This window comes from Streptomyces hygroscopicus subsp. hygroscopicus (genome assembly GCF_001553455.1).
GTDB lineage: Bacteria > Actinomycetota > Actinomycetes > Streptomycetales > Streptomycetaceae > Streptomyces > Streptomyces hygroscopicus.
The window spans coordinates 72,865-89,315 of sequence record NZ_BBOX01000026.1 but is presented as its reverse complement, the minus strand read 5'-3'; the positions used below and the strand labels follow the sequence as shown (position 1 = coordinate 89,315).

Annotated in this window: 13 protein-coding genes; 6 read left to right on the top strand and 7 right to left on the bottom strand. The window is 73.2% G+C overall.

Annotated features, from left to right (window positions below):
• Positions 1-23 precede the first annotated feature (23 nt).
• The 3 genes from AXW62_RS04055 to AXW62_RS04045 all read right to left on the bottom strand — a co-directional run bounded on the left by AXW62_RS04055 (position 24) and on the right by AXW62_RS04045 (position 3,508).
• Entirely contained in the window at positions 24-821 is a 798-nt protein-coding gene (locus tag AXW62_RS04055; RefSeq protein ID WP_030826615.1) for a carbon-nitrogen hydrolase family protein, read from the bottom strand.
• 748 nt (positions 822-1,569) lie between these two features.
• A complete protein-coding gene (locus tag AXW62_RS04050; protein ID WP_030826619.1) occupies positions 1,570-2,025 on the bottom strand; it encodes an Lrp/AsnC family transcriptional regulator in 456 nt (151 codons plus the stop codon).
• A 10-nt stretch (positions 2,026-2,035) separates the two neighbouring features.
• Positions 2,036-3,508 carry an amino acid permease gene (locus AXW62_RS04045; RefSeq protein WP_060943270.1) on the bottom strand — a complete coding sequence of 491 codons (1,473 nt, stop codon included), beginning with the start codon at positions 3,506-3,508 and terminating at the stop codon, positions 2,036-2,038.
• A gap of 299 nt (positions 3,509-3,807) precedes the next feature.
• Between AXW62_RS04045 and AXW62_RS04040 the strand changes: the two genes are divergently transcribed.
• Together AXW62_RS04040 and AXW62_RS04035 are read left to right on the top strand one after the other, a co-directional pair.
• Positions 3,808-4,014: a hypothetical protein gene (locus tag AXW62_RS04040; RefSeq protein WP_060943269.1), complete on the top strand. Its 207-nt coding sequence runs from the start codon at positions 3,808-3,810 to the stop codon at positions 4,012-4,014.
• Entirely contained in the window at positions 4,011-4,775 is a 765-nt protein-coding gene (locus AXW62_RS04035; protein ID WP_060943268.1) for a DUF2637 domain-containing protein, read from the top strand. The genes AXW62_RS04040 and AXW62_RS04035 overlap by 4 nt, the downstream gene beginning before the upstream one ends.
• Before the next feature lie 226 nt (positions 4,776-5,001).
• On the opposite strand, the gene AXW62_RS04030 is transcribed toward AXW62_RS04035, so the two are convergent.
• On the bottom strand, positions 5,002-6,465 hold the full coding sequence (locus tag AXW62_RS04030) for a GuaB1 family IMP dehydrogenase-related protein (RefSeq protein WP_060943267.1): 1,464 nt from the start codon (positions 6,463-6,465) through the stop codon (positions 5,002-5,004).
• A 471-nt stretch (positions 6,466-6,936) separates the two neighbouring features.
• Between AXW62_RS04030 and AXW62_RS43740 the strand changes: the two genes are divergently transcribed.
• The 3 genes from AXW62_RS43740 to AXW62_RS04020 all read left to right on the top strand — a co-directional run bounded on the left by AXW62_RS43740 (position 6,937) and on the right by AXW62_RS04020 (position 11,640).
• Entirely contained in the window at positions 6,937-7,098 is a 162-nt protein-coding gene (locus AXW62_RS43740; RefSeq protein ID WP_153880940.1) for an FDLD family class I lanthipeptide, read from the top strand.
• A 100-nt stretch (positions 7,099-7,198) separates the two neighbouring features.
• Positions 7,199-10,336 (top strand): lantibiotic dehydratase, encoded by a 3,138-nt coding sequence (locus AXW62_RS04025; RefSeq protein ID WP_060943266.1) that lies wholly within the window; start codon positions 7,199-7,201, stop codon positions 10,334-10,336.
• The gene (locus AXW62_RS04020) at positions 10,333-11,640 is read left to right on the top strand and encodes a lanthionine synthetase C family protein (protein WP_060943265.1); all 1,308 of its coding nucleotides are present in this window, start codon (positions 10,333-10,335) and stop codon (positions 11,638-11,640) included. The genes AXW62_RS04025 and AXW62_RS04020 overlap by 4 nt, the downstream gene beginning before the upstream one ends.
• 221 nt (positions 11,641-11,861) lie before the next feature.
• On the opposite strand, the gene AXW62_RS04015 is transcribed toward AXW62_RS04020, so the two are convergent.
• Together AXW62_RS04015 and rpe are read right to left on the bottom strand one after the other, a co-directional pair.
• Entirely contained in the window at positions 11,862-12,851 is a 990-nt protein-coding gene (locus tag AXW62_RS04015; RefSeq protein ID WP_030826642.1) for a sugar-binding transcriptional regulator, read from the bottom strand.
• A gap of 111 nt (positions 12,852-12,962) precedes the next feature.
• Positions 12,963-13,661, bottom strand: coding sequence for a ribulose-phosphate 3-epimerase (gene rpe / locus AXW62_RS04010; protein ID WP_060943264.1), 699 nt, complete (start codon positions 13,659-13,661; stop codon positions 12,963-12,965).
• A 125-nt stretch (positions 13,662-13,786) separates the two neighbouring features.
• Here rpe and AXW62_RS04005 point away from each other — a divergent pair, with 125 nt between their 5' ends.
• Positions 13,787-14,815, top strand: coding sequence for a serine hydrolase (locus tag AXW62_RS04005; RefSeq protein ID WP_060943263.1), 1,029 nt, complete (start codon positions 13,787-13,789; stop codon positions 14,813-14,815).
• 449 nt (positions 14,816-15,264) lie between these two features.
• On the opposite strand, the gene AXW62_RS04000 is transcribed toward AXW62_RS04005, so the two are convergent.
• The gene (locus AXW62_RS04000) at positions 15,265-15,666 is read right to left on the bottom strand and encodes a hypothetical protein (protein ID WP_060943262.1); all 402 of its coding nucleotides are present in this window, start codon (positions 15,664-15,666) and stop codon (positions 15,265-15,267) included.
• Positions 15,667-16,451 lie beyond the last annotated feature (785 nt).

The following is a 16,451-nucleotide window of genomic DNA, read 5'->3' as shown; positions in this document are numbered from 1 at the left end:
GGGCGGGCGCGGCAGGGGCCGGATCAGCCGAGGGAGGTGTACAGACCGGGGCGGCGGTCGCGCAGATACGGGTTGATCCGGCGCGAGGTGGCCAGCAGTTTGGGGGCGACGTCGCCGAGGAGGAGTTCCTCACCGCGGCCGGCCCGCAGACAGGTGGCGCCATCGGGCCCGGCCAGGCAGCTCAGACCGATGAAGTCGAACTCGCCCTCCGGTCCGCTGCGGTTGACGTACGCGATGTACATCTGGCTCTCGAAGGCCCGTACCGGGATCAGGGATTCGGCGACGAACTCGAAGGGGTGCATCTGCGCGGTGGGCACCAGCAGCAGATCGGTGCCGGCCAGGGCGTGGGCCCGTACGTTCTCCGGGAACTCCACGTCGTAGCAGATCAGGATGCCGACGGTCAGCTCGCCGACGGTGGCCTGGACGACGGGGGTCTCACCGGGGGTGAACGAGTCCCGTTCGAAGCAGCCGTAGAGGTGGGTCTTGCGGTAGTTGGCCAGCTCGGCGCCGTCCGGCCCGACGAGCCGCGCGGAGTTGTGGACGGCGCCCGCGTGGCTCTCGGGGTAGCCGTAGAGGACGGCCAGGCCGTGGCTCCGGGCGATCTCGGCCACGGCCCGGCCGCTCGGCCCGTCGGCGGGCTCGGCCAGCTCCCGTACGCCGCCGCCGATGGCATAGCCCGTGAGGAACATCTCCGAGGTGACCAGCAGCCCGGCCCCGTCGGCCGCCGCGCGGGCGGCGGCCTCGTCGAGGACCTTGAGGTTGAGGGCGGGGTCGCCGGGGTGACCGGAGTTCTGGAGCAGAGCGGTGCGCAGCGGCGGCATGGGCAGACCTCGGGGGGATGAGTACGGGCATAAAAACAGTACGTTGCCTCCGGATCGGCCAACAAGACGACTTCATTTGCGTCCGGCGTCGATTCATAACGTAGGGGGGACGGCGCACGGCGATTCGTTGCGTGCTCCGGGGCCGCCTAGCTCGGCGAGACGGCCCCGGGGGCGAGGCGGGGCCGGGCGAGGCCGGGCGGGGCCGGACCGGGCGGGGCGGCGCGTGTCGCGAACGTCCGCCTGCCTCGCGGCGCCTGGCACGCGCAGGGCCCCCTTCCGGCCCCCATCCGAGGACCGCGCGGGCCGTCCGCCGTGCGATCGCACCCGCCGGACGCCGCGGGGCCGTCCCTCCGGGCGGACGGCGCCGCTGTCGGCACCCGCCCCGGAGCGCCAGGCCGGGCCGAGATGCGGCTCCCCCGGGTGGGCACGCCCGGCCACGACGGCGCCGCGGCCAGGCAACCGCGGGGCAGGCCACGTTCCAGCAGAACGCCCAAGCACCCGCCCCGGGCCCCCGGGGCACCAGGCCGTGCCAAGATGCGGCTCCCCCGGGTGGGCGCACCCCGCCACGACGGCACCGCGGCCGGGCGACGGCGCGTCAGGCCACGTCCAACGGAACGCCCAAGCACCCGCCCCGGGCGCCCCAGGGGCGCGGAGCCGGGCCGAGATGCGGCTCCCCCGGGTGGGCGCGCCCCGCCACGACGGCACCGCAGCCGGGCGACAGCGGGTCAGGCCACGCCCGGCGGAGCGCTCAGGCGGGCGCCCCCGAGCTGAACCGCCGCAGCAGGGGCGACAGCACCAGCACCGACTTCGTGCGCTCCACGAACGCCTCCCCCGCGATCCGCTCCAGCACCCGCTCGAAGTGGCGCATGTCGGAGGCGAAGACCTGGACGATGGCGTCCGCGTCACCGGTGACGGTCGACGCGGACACCACCTCGGGATAGCGGGACAGCCCCCGGCGGATGTCGGCCGGGGAGGTGTTGTGGCGGCAGAAGAGTTCGATGAAGCCCTCGGTCTCCCAGCCCATCGCCGCCGGGTCGACCCGCACCGTGAAGCCGGTGATGACTCCTTCCGCGCGCAGCCGGTCCACCCGCCGTTTGACGGCGGGCGCGGACAGTCCGACCAGCTCGCCGATGTCGGCGTAGGAGCGGCGGGCGTCCTCGGCGAGGGCGTGGACGATGCGTTCGTCGAGATCGTTCAGTCGCACTGCGGGGGAGTCACTTCTCTGCCGTGGCCAGTCGGGATCGGCGCATGCCGTACCCGAAGTACAGCACAAGGCCGACCGCCATCCAGCCGCCGAAGACCACCCAGGTCACTGCCCGCAGGCTGCCCATCATCCACAGGCACAGCGCGAAGCCGATCAGCGGGAAGAGCGGGGACAGCGGCACCCGGAAGGTGCGGGCCATGGCCGGCCGGGTCCGGCGCAGCACGATGACGGCGATGTTGACCAGTGCGAAGGCGAAGAGGGTGCCGATGCTGGTGGCGTCGGCGAGCTGGCCGAGCGGGACCGCGGCGGCGAGGACCCCGCAGAAGAGCGAGACGATGACGGTGTTGGCGCGGGGCACCCCGGTCCGGGCGTGGACCGTGGAGAAGACCTTGGGCACCAGCCCGTCCCGGGACATCGCGAAGAGGATGCGGGTCTGCCCGTAGAGCACGGTCAGCACCACGGAGGCGATCGCGACGACCGCGCCGGCGGCGAGCAGCACGGCCCAGAAGCTCTGCCCGGTGACGTCCTTCATGATCGAGGCGAGCGCGGCCTCGGAGCCGGAGAACCGCTGCCACGGCAGGGCGCCCACCGCCACGGCGGCGACCAGGCAGTAGAGCGCGGTCACGATGACCAGCGAGAACATGATCGCGCGGGGCAGGTCGCGCTGGGGGTTCCTGGCCTCCTCACCGGCCGTGGAGGCGGCGTCGAAGCCTATGTAGGAGAAGAAGAGGGTGGCGCCGGCGGCGCTGACGCCCGCCATGCCCAGCGGCATGAACGGGGTGTAGTTGCCGGCCCGTATCCCGGTGAAGGCGACCGCGCAGAAGAGGACGAGTGCCGCGATCTTCACCCCCACCATGATCGCGTTGGCACGGGCGCTCTCCCTGGCGCCGCCCAGCAGGAACGCCATGGCCAGCAGGACCACCAGCAGACCGGGCAGATTGAAGATCCCGCCGTCCCCGGGCGGGGCGGCCAGGGCGTCGGGGATGGTGACGCCGAAGGCTCCGTCGAGCAGTTCGTTGAGGTACTCGCCCCAGCCGACGGCGACGGCCGCCACCGAGACGCCGTACTCGAGGATCAGACACCAGCCGCAGACCCAGGCGATCAGCTCGCCCATGGTGGCGTAGGCATAGGAGTAGGAGGAGCCGGAGACGGGGATGGTGCCCGCCAGCTCGGCGTACGACAGCGCCGAGAACAGCGCGGTGAGCCCGGCTATGACGAAGGACACGACGACCGCGGGCCCGGCGTCCGGTACGGCCTCGCCGAGCACCACGAAAATACCGGTGCCCAGGGTGGCACCGATGCTGATCATGGTGAGCTGCCAGACGCCCATCGAGCGCCGCAGACTCCCGCCCTCCCCCTGACCACCCTCGGCGACCAGCCGCTCCACCGGCTTGCGCCGCATCAGCCGGGCGCCCAGCCCGCCAACCGGAGGGTCTGATTCCGGTTGCTGGGTGGCGGGCGGTGCTGCGCCGTGCTCCAACACTTGGGTGGCTCCTTTATCGCTGCCATCAGGTGGTGGCGACCGACTGCGGACATACGGGTGCCCGGGGGGCAAACCCGCAGGTGGGAATCGCCGAGCAGCCGGTCCCGCCACTCCACGTCAGCGCAAGACCCTATGAGCCGTCCGCCGACGGCCGTAATGCACCATGGTTGCGCATCCCCGTCGCGACGTTGCGCGCGGGGGCGCTCGGCGGGGAATTGTTGCGAGACACTGCGCGAGTCAGCGCGCGTTTCACCCGAATGCCGCGATACTGCACCATTTTAGCGGTCGTTGGTGGGGACGTGACCACTGACAGCCTGCAACCACCCGATCACGCCCGCCCCGGTGCCGAACCCGTGTTCCGGCCCCGCGACCAGGGGGGTGACAACGAGCGCCATCCGCTCGCATACCGCGCGAGAGTGTGGGAGGACTTCCTCCGGGCGCTGGGCCGGATCGAGGCGGACTTCCGCCAGCGCTCCGACACCACGGAACCGGGCGTCACGGCATGACGTACACCGAGCCGAGGCCGGGCGGCTACGGGCCCCCTCCCACCGGCCACCGGCCCGCCCCCGCGCCCCCTCCCGGGGAGCGGTTCGAGGCGGCCGTCGACTACGAGATGAATCCTTTCCCGCTGCCCGATCCGGAGACCATCGAGAGCCGCTGGGACCTGGAGGGAGATCTGGCCCGGCTGCTCCAGACCACCTCCGCCGAGGAGCCGGGGCAGAGCACCGGCCCCATCGGACCGGTCACCGCCCTCCGCACCCCCTCCCCCGCGCATGTGCGCGGGCGCGGCAAGCGCCGCCGGGTCCGGTTCCGGCTGCCGAGGATGCCGTGGCTGCATGTGGTGAGCCTGATCTTCGCGGCGGTCACCACGGTCATCGTCGCCATGCTGAGCGTGCTGGGCGGCATGATCTCCTACCGCCCGCTGCGCTACCTGGCCTCCCCGAGCACCTCGGAGTCCATGGCGGCGTGGTGGCCGCTGCTGGTCTTCGGACCCTGGCTGGTCGCCTCGCTGTCGGTGCTGCGGGCCGCCCTGCACCGGCGGGGCGCGGCGCACTCCTGGGCCGTGGTGGTGCTCTTCTCCACCATCGCGGTGTTCCTGTGCGTCGCACACGCCCCGAAGAACGCGCCCAGCATGGCCGTGGCCGGTCTTCCCCCGATCGCCGCGCTGGTCTCCTTCCACCAGCTGGTGCGGCAGATCACCCTCACCAGCCCGCCGCGCCACGCGCTGCCCCGCACCCGGGGCGAGCAGCGCGGGGCGGCGAGGTGAGGCACCACCGCGACACACCGCCGTGGCCCCCCTTTCCGGGGGGCTCGGTCCGCCTCCGGGGCGCCGTAATCTGCCCCGGCTGCCGCCGGGAGGCGCCCGGCGGCCGGTGGCCCCAGGCGCCCGGAGGCACCGGGCACGACTCTTCGGCCCGCCTCCGGCCCCCGCCGGCAGGCGTCCCCGGCCGGAAGACCCCGGCGCCCCGCCAGGCTCCCCGGCGCCCCGGGGGTCAGTCCCAGGAGGCGTGGAGCGGCTGGCCCTCCGCGTAGCCCGCGGCGCTCTGCACGCCCACCACGGCCCGCTCGTGGAACTCCTCCAGCGACCCGGCGCCCGCGTAGGTGCAGGAGCTGCGCACGCCCGCGATGATCGAGTCGATCAGGTCCTCGACCCCCGGCCGGGCCGGGTCCAGGAACATCCGCGAGGTGGAGATGCCCTCCTCGAACAGCCCCTTGCGGGCCCGCTCGTACGCCGATTCCTCACTGGTGCGGTTGCGCACCGCGCGGGCCGACGCCATGCCGAAGCTCTCCTTGTACGGCCGGCCGTCGGCGGTGTGCTGGAGGTCGCCGGGCGACTCGTACGTCCCCGCGAACCAGGAGCCGATCATGACGTTGGACGCCCCGGCGGCCAGCGCCATGGCGACGTCGCGGGGGTGCCGGATGCCACCGTCGGCCCAGATGTGCTTGCCGAACTTCCGCGCCTCGGCGGCGCATTCGAGCACCGCGGAGAACTGCGGCCGGCCCACCCCGGTCATCATGCGGGTGGTGCACATGGCGCCCGGCCCGACGCCGACCTTGACGATGTCGGCACCGGCCTCGATGAGATCGCGCACCCCCTGGGCGGCGACGACGTTGCCCGCCACCACCGGCACCCGCGGGCCCAGGGCCCGGACCGCCTTGAGCGCGCTGATCATCGACTCCTGGTGGCCGTGGGCGGTGTCCACCACCAGGGTGTCCACCCCGGCGTCCAGGAGCGCCTTCGAACGGCCCTCCACATCGCCGTTGACCCCGACGGCGGCGGCGATCCGCAACCGGCCCGCGGCATCCACCGCGGGCGTGTAGAGCGTGGCGCGCAGCGCGCCCTTGCGGGTCAGGATGCCGACCAGCTTCCCGTCCCCGCCGACGGCCGGGGCGAACTTGCGGTGGGCGGCGTCGAGGCGGTTGAACGCCTCCTGGGGGTCGATATCCGCGTCGAGCACCATCAGCTCCCGCGACATCACCTCGGACAGCTGGGTGAAGCGGTCCACACCGGTCAGGTCGGACTCGGTCACCACCCCCACCGGGCGCCCGTCCTCGACCACCACCCCCGCGCCGTGTGCCCGCTTGGGCAGCAGCGACAGCGCGTCGGCGACGGTCCCGGACGGGGCGAGGACGATCGGGGTGTCCAGCACCAGATGGCGGTCCTTGACCCAGCGGACCACATCGGTGACGACGTCGATCGGGATGTCCTGCGGGATGACGACGAGGCCACCGCGGCGGGCCACCGTCTCGGCCATGCGGCGGCCGGCGATCGCGGTCATGTTGGCGACGACCAGCGGAATGGTGGTGCCCGTGCCGTCGGGCGAGGCCAGGTCCACCCCCTGGCGGGAGCCGACCGCGGAGCGGCTCGGCACCATGAACACATCGTCGTAGGTCAGGTCGTAGGGCACCGGGGACGACTCCACATGGCGCCCCGTACCGGGCTCGAGGAAACGCATGAGTCTCACATTCACGCGAAACGACGCAGGTCACTCCCGGGGCGGCACAACAAAAGACCCCCGCGTTCCTCTGGGCCTCCGGGGAGGCGCTGCGGGGGCTGCTCCGGCGCCGGCAGGCAACCTGCCTTACGTCGAAACGTTACCCGAGCGTCCGCCCGAGGGCGAGTGGCCGCAGGCCGGTGATCGCCGTCCGCGCGTCCACGGGCGGCCGGTCCCGCCCGTCAGCGGAAAGAGAGCGGGACGGCGGCCGGGTGTTCCACCAGCCGCGACTCTCTGGGGGAACGCTTAGATCCGGACTCTCCGAAGGCTTGAAACCGCCGCTAGGCGCGTAGACAGGAGATGCGGGCGCTCGACACGGGCGGCCGTTGTGTACATCCGCGAACGGCAGCCGCGCGTGCCCACCTGGTGAGGTGTGCCCGAGCGGCCCTGGTGCGAACGGCTGCCGTCGCCCCTTTATCAAAGGAGTGGATCATGTCTGTTGCCGTACCGGCCGAGTCGGCCGTGGAGATGTCGGAGTTCGACCTGGACGTGCGTGTCGAGCTCGACGAGCCGGTGGCCGCGCAGGGCGCCGCCACCGTCACGCCCGCGGCGTCCATCATCCAGTGCACGATCGTCGCCCCGGCCTGTGGCTAGTGGATAGGAGGACGGGGCCCGGACCGGTGTCCGGGCCCCGTCCGGCTCGCTGACGGCGGAATTCTCGGCGGTGCCGAGCGTGAACGGGAGAGACGACACCATGGCCGCAGACCACGCGATGTTCCACGCGGAGCCCACCGGGCTGCTCCGTGTCCCCCTCCTGCCCCACTCCGCCACCGGGACCCGTGCCCAGCTCGATCCGCGCGACCGCGAACAGGTCCGCCGGTACCTCGACGCGCTCCTGTCCGACCGACGGGTCGAGGAGGCGCTCGCCGTCTCCAGCCCCTCACTGCGCCGGGCCGTCGAAACGCTGCGCGCGGGCGCGCCCATGAAGGCGGGCGCCCTGCGCAAACTCGCGCTCTCGGCGACGCGCTACGTCCTGCGGGCCGCCAGCCGCGCCACCCCCTTCGGACTCCTCGCGGGCGTCGCCCCGGTGTCCTTCGGCGAGGGCTGCCAGGTCCGGATGGGCACCTCGCACCGCAAGGCGGTGCGCCCGGACGGCGGCTGGCTGACCGGTGTCCTCGCCGCCTGGGAGGGCGATCCGGAGGTGCTGCGGGCGCTGCGCGTCGTCGTGAACGACCTGGGCTTCGCCCGTGGGCAGCGCTGGGTGCTTCCCTGCGGCTACGACGCGAAGGACCCCGCCGGCCCCGACGAGAGGGCCGCCGGTGAACGGCGGCACGAGGGGCGGAGCGCCCAGGAGGTCTCCGTACGCCACACGGCGGCCGTGCGGACCGTCCTCGCCGCCGCACGGCACCCCTGTCCGGCCGGGGACCTGCTGAAGGTCCTCGACGAGACGTACCCGAGCGTCCCCGCGTCCGCCAAGGAGGGGCTGCTCGCCGAGCTGGTCCGCCAGGGCTTCCTCCTCACCGAGCTGCGCCCCCCGCTCGGCGAGACCGATCCGCTGCGGTACGCGGTGGACGTCCTGGAGGCCGTGGGCCGGGCCGACGAGGCAGGCGAACTGGCCGCCATCGGGGATCTGCTCCAGGAGTACGGCGCGGAACGCCTCGGCGCGGGGCTCGGCCGCTGGCAGACGGCGGTGGACGCGATGGGCGGCCTGCGCGCCGATGACCGGCCGATCCAGGTCGACATGCGGCTGGACGCCGATGTCACCCTGCCCTGGGAGGTGTTGCGCGAGGCGGAGCGCGCGGCCACGGCGCTGTGCCTCGCCGCACCCGACACGCGGCCGACGCCGGAGCTACGGGAGTACCGTGACGCGTTCGTCGAACGCTACGGCACCGGCCGGGCCGTGCCGCTCGCCGACGTCCTCGACCCGCACACCGGCCTGGGCCCGCCCGCCGACTACGACCATCCGAGGAGCGAGCGGCGCACGGCGGACCCCGGCGAGCGGAGCGAACGCGACCGGGCCCGGGACGAGTTCCTGGCCGAACTGGCCCTCGCGGCGATCGGATCGGGCGACCGCGAGGTGGTGCTGGACGACACGGCGCTGGACCGGCTGCGCGGCCCCGGAGCACCGCCCCCGGCCGCGCTGGAGCTCTGCGCCCAACTGACCGCCCCCTCGCAGCGGGCCCTGGAACAGGGCGACTTCGCGCTGGTGCTCTCCCCCTGGACGGGGTCACCGGCACCGGGCGCGCTCTTCGGCCGGTTCGCCTACCTCCTCGACGACGTGGAGGCGGTGGGCGAGTTGGCGCGCCGTTCCGCCGCCGGCTCGGCCCCGGACGGCGCGCTCCAGGCGCACCTGGACTTCCTGCCCCTGACCGGGCGCGACACCAACGTGGCCCGGGTCCGGCCGTTCTGGACCGAACGGGTCGCGGTGGGCTGCTTCGCGGACCGCGCCTCGCCCGCCGTGCGGGGCATGGCGGATCTCGCGCTGGCCGCCGACCCCGACCGGCTGTATCTGGTGGACGCCTCGACCGGGCAGGAGATCAACCCCCGGCTGCCGACCATGCTCGACCCGCGGCGCGCCCCCGCGGCGGTCCGCCTGCTGCGCGAGGTGCCGACGATGGGCAGCTGGCCCTCGTGCGTGTGGTCCTGGGGGCGCCTGGCCACCCTTCCCCACCTGCCCCGCGTCCGGTACGGCAGGACGGTCCTGGCCCCGGCCCGGTGGCGGCTGACCGACCCCGGCCTGTCCGACGCCTCCCTCCCCGACGCCGAGTGGGAGCGCCGCCTGGACGCCTGGCGGGCGCGCTGGCACGTGCCCGACCGGGTGGCCGTCGGCGAGGGCGACCACCGGGTGGAGCTGGACCTGACCGCCCCGCTGCACCGCATGCTGCTGCGCCGCGAACTGGTCCGGGGCAAGGACGTGACGGCGTACGAGACTCCCGAGGACGCGGGGGCGGGGCACGGCTGGCTCGCCACCGCCTCGGGGGCGTTCAGCAGCGAGCTGGTGATCCCGCTGGTGCCCGCCCGCCCGGCGCCCGCCGGGTCCCCGGCCGTCCGGGCCCCCGCGCGGCGGATCCGCCCGGTCGGTCCGCCCGTCCCGCGGCACAGCCGCGAGTGGCTCTACGGCAAGCTCTACACCTACGCCAACCGCCAGGACGAGGTGCTGGCCGAGCACCTGCCCCGGCTGCTGGCGGCCCTGCCGCCCGGGGTGGACCGCTGGTTCTTCATCCGCTACACCGATCCGGCCGGCTCGCATCTGCGGCTGCGGTTCCACGGCGACCCCGCCACGCTCCACGGTGAGCTGACACCGGGCGTCCTCGACTGGGTGGAGCGCGTGCGCGACCTTCGGCTGGCCGGGGCGTTCGTCCTCGACGGCTACGAGCCGGAAACCCACCGCTACGGCGGCCCCCAGGCCATCGAGGCCGCCGAGACGGTCTTCCACCACGACAGCGTCGCCGTCCTGGAGCAGCTGCGCCTGCGGGCGTCCGGCGCGGTCACCGCCCCGCCGGAGGTGCTCGCCGCCGCCAACTACCTCGACCTCGCCCGCCAGGTCCACGGCGACCGGTGGACCGACTGGTGGCTGCGCAACCCGCGCGAGGAGGAACACCACGCCTCCTTCCGGGAACACCGGGCGGCGGCGCTGCGCCTGCTGGACGGCGGGCTCCGCGCCGCGTTCCCCGCCGAGGGCGCCGACGCCGCGCTCGCCGCCATCGGCGCCAGGGCGGCCGCCATGCGTGCCTACGCCTCGGTGGCCGCCGACGGCTCCGTGCTGGCGAGCGTGTTGCATATGCACCACAACCGGCTCATCGGCACCTCACGCACCTCCGAGGGCCGTTCGCTGGCGGTGGCACGCGGCCTCGCCCAGGTCGAACACGGACGGCGGAGGCATCTGGGATGACGGTGACACCGGCTGCCCGGTGGGACGCCGACACGGTGGTGGCCGAGATCGCCGCCCGTATCCGCGACCACGCCACCGACACCACCACCGGTCCCCGGGCCTTCACCGCCGCCGGGCTCGGCATGGGCGCCTCGGGAGCGGCGCTGTTGCTCAGCGAGCTGAGCAAGGGCGATCCGGGCCTGCGCACGGCCGTCCACGCCCTGCTGGCGGCCGAGGCCGGGTTCACCGGTGCCAAGGGTTCCGGGCTGATCACCGGCCTGGCCGGGCTCGGCTTCGCCGCCAAGCACGCCGCCCGCTCGCCCCGGGACTACGCCACCGTGCGGGGCCGGGTGGACGCGGCCCTGCGGCAGCGCCTCGGAAACGTCCTCGACGCCGAGTACGAGCGTATGGAGTCGGGTGTCCCCGGGGCGGACCGGGGAGACTTCGACGTCGTCTCCGGTGTGACCGGCCTCGGCCGGTACTTCCTCGCCGAACCGTCCGACCCCGACGCGGTCCACGACGTGCTGCGGTATCTGGTCGCCCTCACCGAGCCCGTCAAGGCCGGGGCCGGACCGCTGCCCGGCTGGTTCAGCCCCCCGTGGCCGGCCGCGGTGGACCCGCGGCGGCGGGAGTGGGTGCTCGACCTGGGCCTCGCCCACGGCGTCGCCGGGCCACTCGCGCTGCTGTCCCTGTGCTGGACCCGCGGACTGCGCGTCCCCGACCACGACACGGCCATCCGCCGTATCGCCCGATGGCTGATGAGCTGGCGCCAGGAGCACCCGGACACCGGCGCGGGTCCCGGGTGGCCCGGTACGGTCTCCGCCGACCAGGAACTGGCCCCCGCCCGGCCGGTCCTGGAGCCGCGCCGGGCGAGCTGGTGCTACGGCACCCCGGGCATCGCCCGCGCGCTCCACCTCGCCGGAGTGGCGCTGGGCGAGGACGCGTGGGTGCACGCCGCGGCGGAGGCGATGAGGGCGGTCTTCGCCCGCCCCGACGGCCTGCGGGGGCTGGACGACCCCGGGCTGTGCCACGGCCTCGCCGGGCTGGCCCGGATCACCGGACGCATGGCCGCCGAGCTGGACGATCCGTCGCTGTCCGCGCGGGCGGAGGAGATCGCGGAGCGGCTGTGCGCCCGCTTCGACCCCGGCGCGGCCTTCGGCTTTCCCACCGCGCCGGTGCCGACGCACCGGCCGGAGCCGCTGGACGCGCCGACGTTCCTGGAGGGCGCGGCGGGCGTCGCCCTCGTCCTGCTGGGCGGGAGCACACCGCCCGGCGCGGCGGCCGACGGCGAGGTGCCGTGGGACGCCGCCCTGCTGCTGGTGTGAACCGGCGGGCCGTTTCCCCCGGGGTCCTCCTGACGGCTCGCCGCCGTGAGGGGTCCGGCGCCCCGACGGGTCTCGGTCCTGACGGGTCTGGCGCCCCCGACGATCTGGCGTCCGGCTCTCCGCCCTGACGGGTCTGGCGTCCCGACGGGTCTGGCGCCCCGACGATCCGGCGCCCCGACGGGTCTCGGCCGGAAGGGCCCTCGCCCGCCGCGGGCCGCCCGCTACGCGCCGTCCGGGTCGGCGCGGTCCAGGGCGGGGCGGGCACCGGGGGTGGTCTCGGCGAGCAGGTAGTCCGCCGCGGCGGTGTCCGTCACCAGGCTGGTGACCAGGCCGGACCTCAGCACCGCCCCGATCGCCTCGGCCTTGCGGCGGCCGCCCGCGATGGCCACCACCTCGGGGATCCGGCGCAGCCGGTCGGCCTCCACGGTGATGCAGCGCTCGCCCAGGTCGCGGCCGATGCGGCGGCCCTCGGCGTCGAAGAGGTGGGCCGACATCTCGGCGGCGGCGCCCAGGCTCTCGTAGTGGGCCCGCTCCTCCTCCGACAGCATGTCGTAGACCGTCGAGATCCCGGCCTCCCAGGAGCCGATGGAGACGCACGCCACGGTGACCTTGTCGAAGTACTCGAAGGCGCGGGCGATACCGGTCTGGCCGCGCAGGGCGTCCGCGGTGGCCGTGTCCGGCAGCAGCATCGGCGCGTAGATGGGGTGCGCCTCACCGCCCGAGACGGCGGCGGCCCGGCGCACCGCCTCGACCGAGCCGCGCTCCGCCGTGCCCGCGTCGTACACGCCGGTGAGCTGGACCACGGTGCACGGGGGCAGCTGGTGCAGCGCGGCCGCCATGTGGATCGTGGAACGTCCCCAGGCCAGCCCCAGCACATCGCCCTCGGTCACCAGCTCGCCCAGCAGGTCCGCGGCGACCTCGCCCAGGTTCTCCGGGTCGGGGGTGTCGGCCTCGGCGTCGGCCGGGGACTCCACGACGACCGCGTGGCGCAGCCCGTAGCGGGCGCGCAGCGCGTCGGAGCGCTCCGCGTCGAGCTCGGCGGGAACCCGGATCTCGATGCGCACCAGATCGCGCTCGAGCGCCGTCTCCAGCACCCGCGCGACCTTGAAACGGCTGACGCCGAACTCCTCGGCGATCTGGATCTTGGACTTGCCCTCGAGGTAGAAGCGGCGCGCCATGGCCGCCGCCTGCACCAGTTCGGCGGGTCCCATCCGCGTGGCTGAACGGCCCGTCGACACCGCGGTCTCCTCACTATTCACTGTCCGGACTCACCGTTCATCCTGTCAGAAACGGCGGAGTTGCTTCGCCCTTTGCCCCTGAGTTCACCGACCGGTGACCAGGCCGTCTCCTGTACCGGGGGCGGTGGTCGCCTTCTCGGCGAGGTGGCGCAGTTCCGCTACGGCCTTGGCCGGGTCCTGGGCACCATAGACCGCCGAGCCCGCCACGAACACATCGGCGCCCGCCTCGGCGCACCGCTCGATGGTGGCGGCCGAGACCCCGCCGTCCACCTGGAGCCACAGCTCCAGTCCGTGCTTGTCGATGAGCTGCCGGGTGCGGCGGATCTTGGGCAGCATGATGTCCAGGAACGCCTGGCCGCCGAAGCCGGGCTCCACGGTCATCACCAGCAGCATGTCCAGCTCGGGCAGCAGGTCCTCGTACGGCTCGATGGGCGTGGCCGGCTTGAGCGCCATCGACGCCCGCGCGCCCTTGGCCCGGATCTCGCGGGCCAGCCGCACCGGGGCGGCCGCGGCCTCCACGTGGAAGGTGACGGAACCGGCGCCCGCCTCGATGTACTGCGGCGCCCAGCGGTCCGGGTCCTCGATCATGAGGTGGCAGTCCAGCGGTGTGTCCGTGGCCTTGCCCAGCGATTCGACCACCGGGACGCCGAGGGTCAGGTTGGGCACGAAGTGGTTGTCCATGACGTCGACGTGGAGCCAGTCGGCGCCTTCGACCGCCTTCGCCTCATCCGCCAGGCGGGAGAAGTCTGCGGACAGGATGCTGGGATTGATCTGCAGGGCCATGGCTCCAAGCCTCCCACGACCGGCGGCGTTCCAGGGAGCCGGGATCATCGCGGAGGCACGCCCGGTGATCGTCCGGTCCGGCTCGGATCGACGGACGGGGCCGGAGACGAGATCATGAAGACGCCATGACGGAACACGCGATACCCCGACACCACCGCGCCGCGGTGTGCGCGGCGCTGGCGGCGGCCGTGGCCACCGCGCCGGTCGCCGGGGCGGGGCCCGCCCGGGCCGCCACCGCCACCACGTCCACCGCCCCGGCCACCTCGGCCGCCCCGGCCACCTCCGGCGCCCCGGCCACCTCCGCTACCGCCCCGGCCGCCTCCGCCGTTGCCACGGCACCGCGCCCGGTCTGTGTCTCGCACCAGCCCGGGCTGGCCGGGAAGCTGTCCCGGGACATCACCGCCGCGCTGCGCGGCCGGTCCGCCACCACCGCGCTCAGCCTCCGCGATCACACCACGCACACCCGCTGCACCCTGCGCGCGAACCAGGGGTTCGACTCGGCGAGCGTGGTGAAGGTGACGGTCCTGGCGACGCTGCTGTGGGACGCGCAACATCACCACCGGGCGCTGACCAGACGCGAGAAGACCCTGGCCACGGCCATGATCACCAAGTCGGACAACGCCTCGACCAGCACGCTGTGGAAGCAGCTCACCCCCGCCAGGGTCGCGGCGTTCCTGCGGACGGCCGGAATGGCCGACACCGTGCCCGGCAAGGACGGTTACTGGGGCCTCACCCGGATCACCGCGAACGACCAGGAGCGCCTGCTGGACCTGATCACCCACCCGAACACGGTGCTGAGCGACGCCTCCCGCGGGTACCTCCTCTCGCTGATGGGCAAGGTCGTCCACGCCCAGCGCTGGGGCACCCCGGCCGGTGCCCCGGGCGACACCCGGATCCACGTGAAGAACGGCTGGCTGAAGCGGTCCACGCACGGCTGGCGGGTGCACAGCGTCGGCGCCTTCACCGGCGGCGGCCACGACTACACACTCACCGTGCTCACCCAGGACGACCGCACCATGAAGGCGGGCGTGGCCACCATCGAGGCGGTGGCCCGCGCGGTGCACAAGGACCTCAACCCCACCGCCCGCGCCGAGACGCTCTACACCCCGACCGACCGGCCCCAGGAAGCGCTCCCCGCGGTCCCGGAGGAGTGACGGACGGCGCGTCAACGGCGATACCGCCGAAGCGGGGGCCCAGCCGGTCCTCGTACCCGCCCCCGATGAGGAACTGGTCGCCGCCTTTCGGTGTCCGCGCGGACGTGACCGTGATCGTGAGCGGACCGTCCGTCGGGGAGCGGCGCCCGGCCCACGGGAGGGAGGACGGGGGCACTCGTTCGGAACGGGAGCGGGTCACTCGTTGTCAGAACCCGCGCCGGTGTAGGTTCGCGCTCCTCTTGGCCTCACGCAGCCCCCTGGCCTGGAGCCCCTCTGCTGTCTCATTCGTAGGCCAGCCGGATTTCGTCTCACGATCTTGACCCCAGCTGGCCTGATCGAAATCCCGCCGTGGCTATGTGTGACGTGTGCCGAGCCGACAAGGTCCTCCGTCGCTGACTGCGGCAGGCGCTGACAAGGCGCGGGGCGGTCAGCTGCTGAAGCGATACCGCCTACGGCACGAGCTGTGTGTCAACATCCTCGCGCATCGCCACAACAAGGTCAGTCAGCTGCTCATCTCGCAACGGCAGCTCGGCGTCGGTCAACTCCATCAGCTTGACCCGCAGTGGCTTTTGCGCCACGACGAGCGCCCTTGCCCTCTCCTTCGACCACTCGCTCGGCACGCCATCGGCGGAGCCTTGCGATGTGTCCTGTCCAGCTTTGAGTAAATCGCTGTACACGGCACGCTTATGCATCTGAAAGACAGCGAACCGTGTGAACTCACCCTGCATGAGATCCGCTTTAACCCGCTGCTCAGCGGTGCGCCTCGTGGTCCAGGCGAGGATGAGTGAGCCGGAAATCCCCGCCACCGCTGTGATGCCGCCGACAGCGACAGCTGCCCAGTCCAAAGCCATATCTCCAGCTCGCTCCCTTGGCCCGCACGTGCGGCCTTTAGGCCAGCATGCCCCGCCTCTGGCTATGTCGCGCTCCCGCTGCCCGCCAAATGAGCGGGGACCGCGCATTCCGCCTGGAGACAACCGACGGCCACCCTGTCCCGACCTCATCCGCCTTCTCGGCACCGGCCCATCGCAGCCGCTCGATCACGAGCGGGTCACTGGATCATCGCGCCAGCCCCCAGGCCAGCCGCTGACACCCGTGGACGGACAGGCATACGACGACGAGCGAGTGCGCGACATCTCGCCCCATGCCTCAGCTTGCTCTATACCTAGTGAGGACGCGCGTCAGCGCCTGCCACTCGGATGGCGCAGACCGCTCCGCCGCCGCAGCGTCAGGCCGGTACACACCGAGCTGCTGCCCGGCCGGGGAGGGCTGCTGAGAGTCGCTGCCGCTCTGCGCGGCCTTCCTCGGCCGCTGGCCGAGGGGCATTGGGTCCGACCGTCCGCGGGACAACAGGCGGGACTTCACGCGCGAGCTCGCCGACACAGGCCAAGGAGAATGAGAAAGGGTCATTCATTCTAAGACGCCACACTGGTGTAGGCCCGCAGTCGGAATGTCTCATTCCGGCGTGGTGATCTGGGCTTCATCCGGCGTCTCATTCGAGGGACATGACCTCTCCGTCTCACGATCTTGCTCCTTTTGCGCTGCCCGACCCACCATGCGGAGGGTTCAGTCTCGATCCGAGTGGAGTCAGGGAGCGGTGCCGAGGGGTACCTGCATCACGTCTTCCCGCGTGATCGTC

Bases quoted from the DNA above. Each gene is read 5' to 3' on its own strand.
- AXW62_RS04055 (WP_030826615.1), bottom strand. From the start codon at position 821: ATGCCGCCGCTGCGCACCGCTCTGCTCCAGAACTCCGGTCACCCCGGC.
- AXW62_RS04035 (WP_060943268.1), top strand. From the start codon at position 4,011: ATGACGTACACCGAGCCGAGGCCGGGCGGCTACGGGCCCCCTCCCACC.
- AXW62_RS04030 (WP_060943267.1), bottom strand. From the start codon at position 6,465: ATGCGTTTCCTCGAGCCCGGTACGGGGCGCCATGTGGAGTCGTCCCCG.
- AXW62_RS43740 (WP_153880940.1), top strand. From the start codon at position 6,937: ATGTCTGTTGCCGTACCGGCCGAGTCGGCCGTGGAGATGTCGGAGTTC.
- AXW62_RS04025 (WP_060943266.1), top strand. From the start codon at position 7,199: ATGGCCGCAGACCACGCGATGTTCCACGCGGAGCCCACCGGGCTGCTC.
- AXW62_RS04020 (WP_060943265.1), top strand. From the start codon at position 10,333: ATGACGGTGACACCGGCTGCCCGGTGGGACGCCGACACGGTGGTGGCC.
- AXW62_RS04015 (WP_030826642.1), bottom strand. From the start codon at position 12,851: ATGGGACCCGCCGAACTGGTGCAGGCGGCGGCCATGGCGCGCCGCTTC.
- rpe (WP_060943264.1), bottom strand. From the start codon at position 13,661: ATGGCCCTGCAGATCAATCCCAGCATCCTGTCCGCAGACTTCTCCCGC.
- AXW62_RS04005 (WP_060943263.1), top strand. From the start codon at position 13,787: ATGACGGAACACGCGATACCCCGACACCACCGCGCCGCGGTGTGCGCG.
- AXW62_RS04000 (WP_060943262.1), bottom strand. From the start codon at position 15,666: ATGGCTTTGGACTGGGCAGCTGTCGCTGTCGGCGGCATCACAGCGGTG.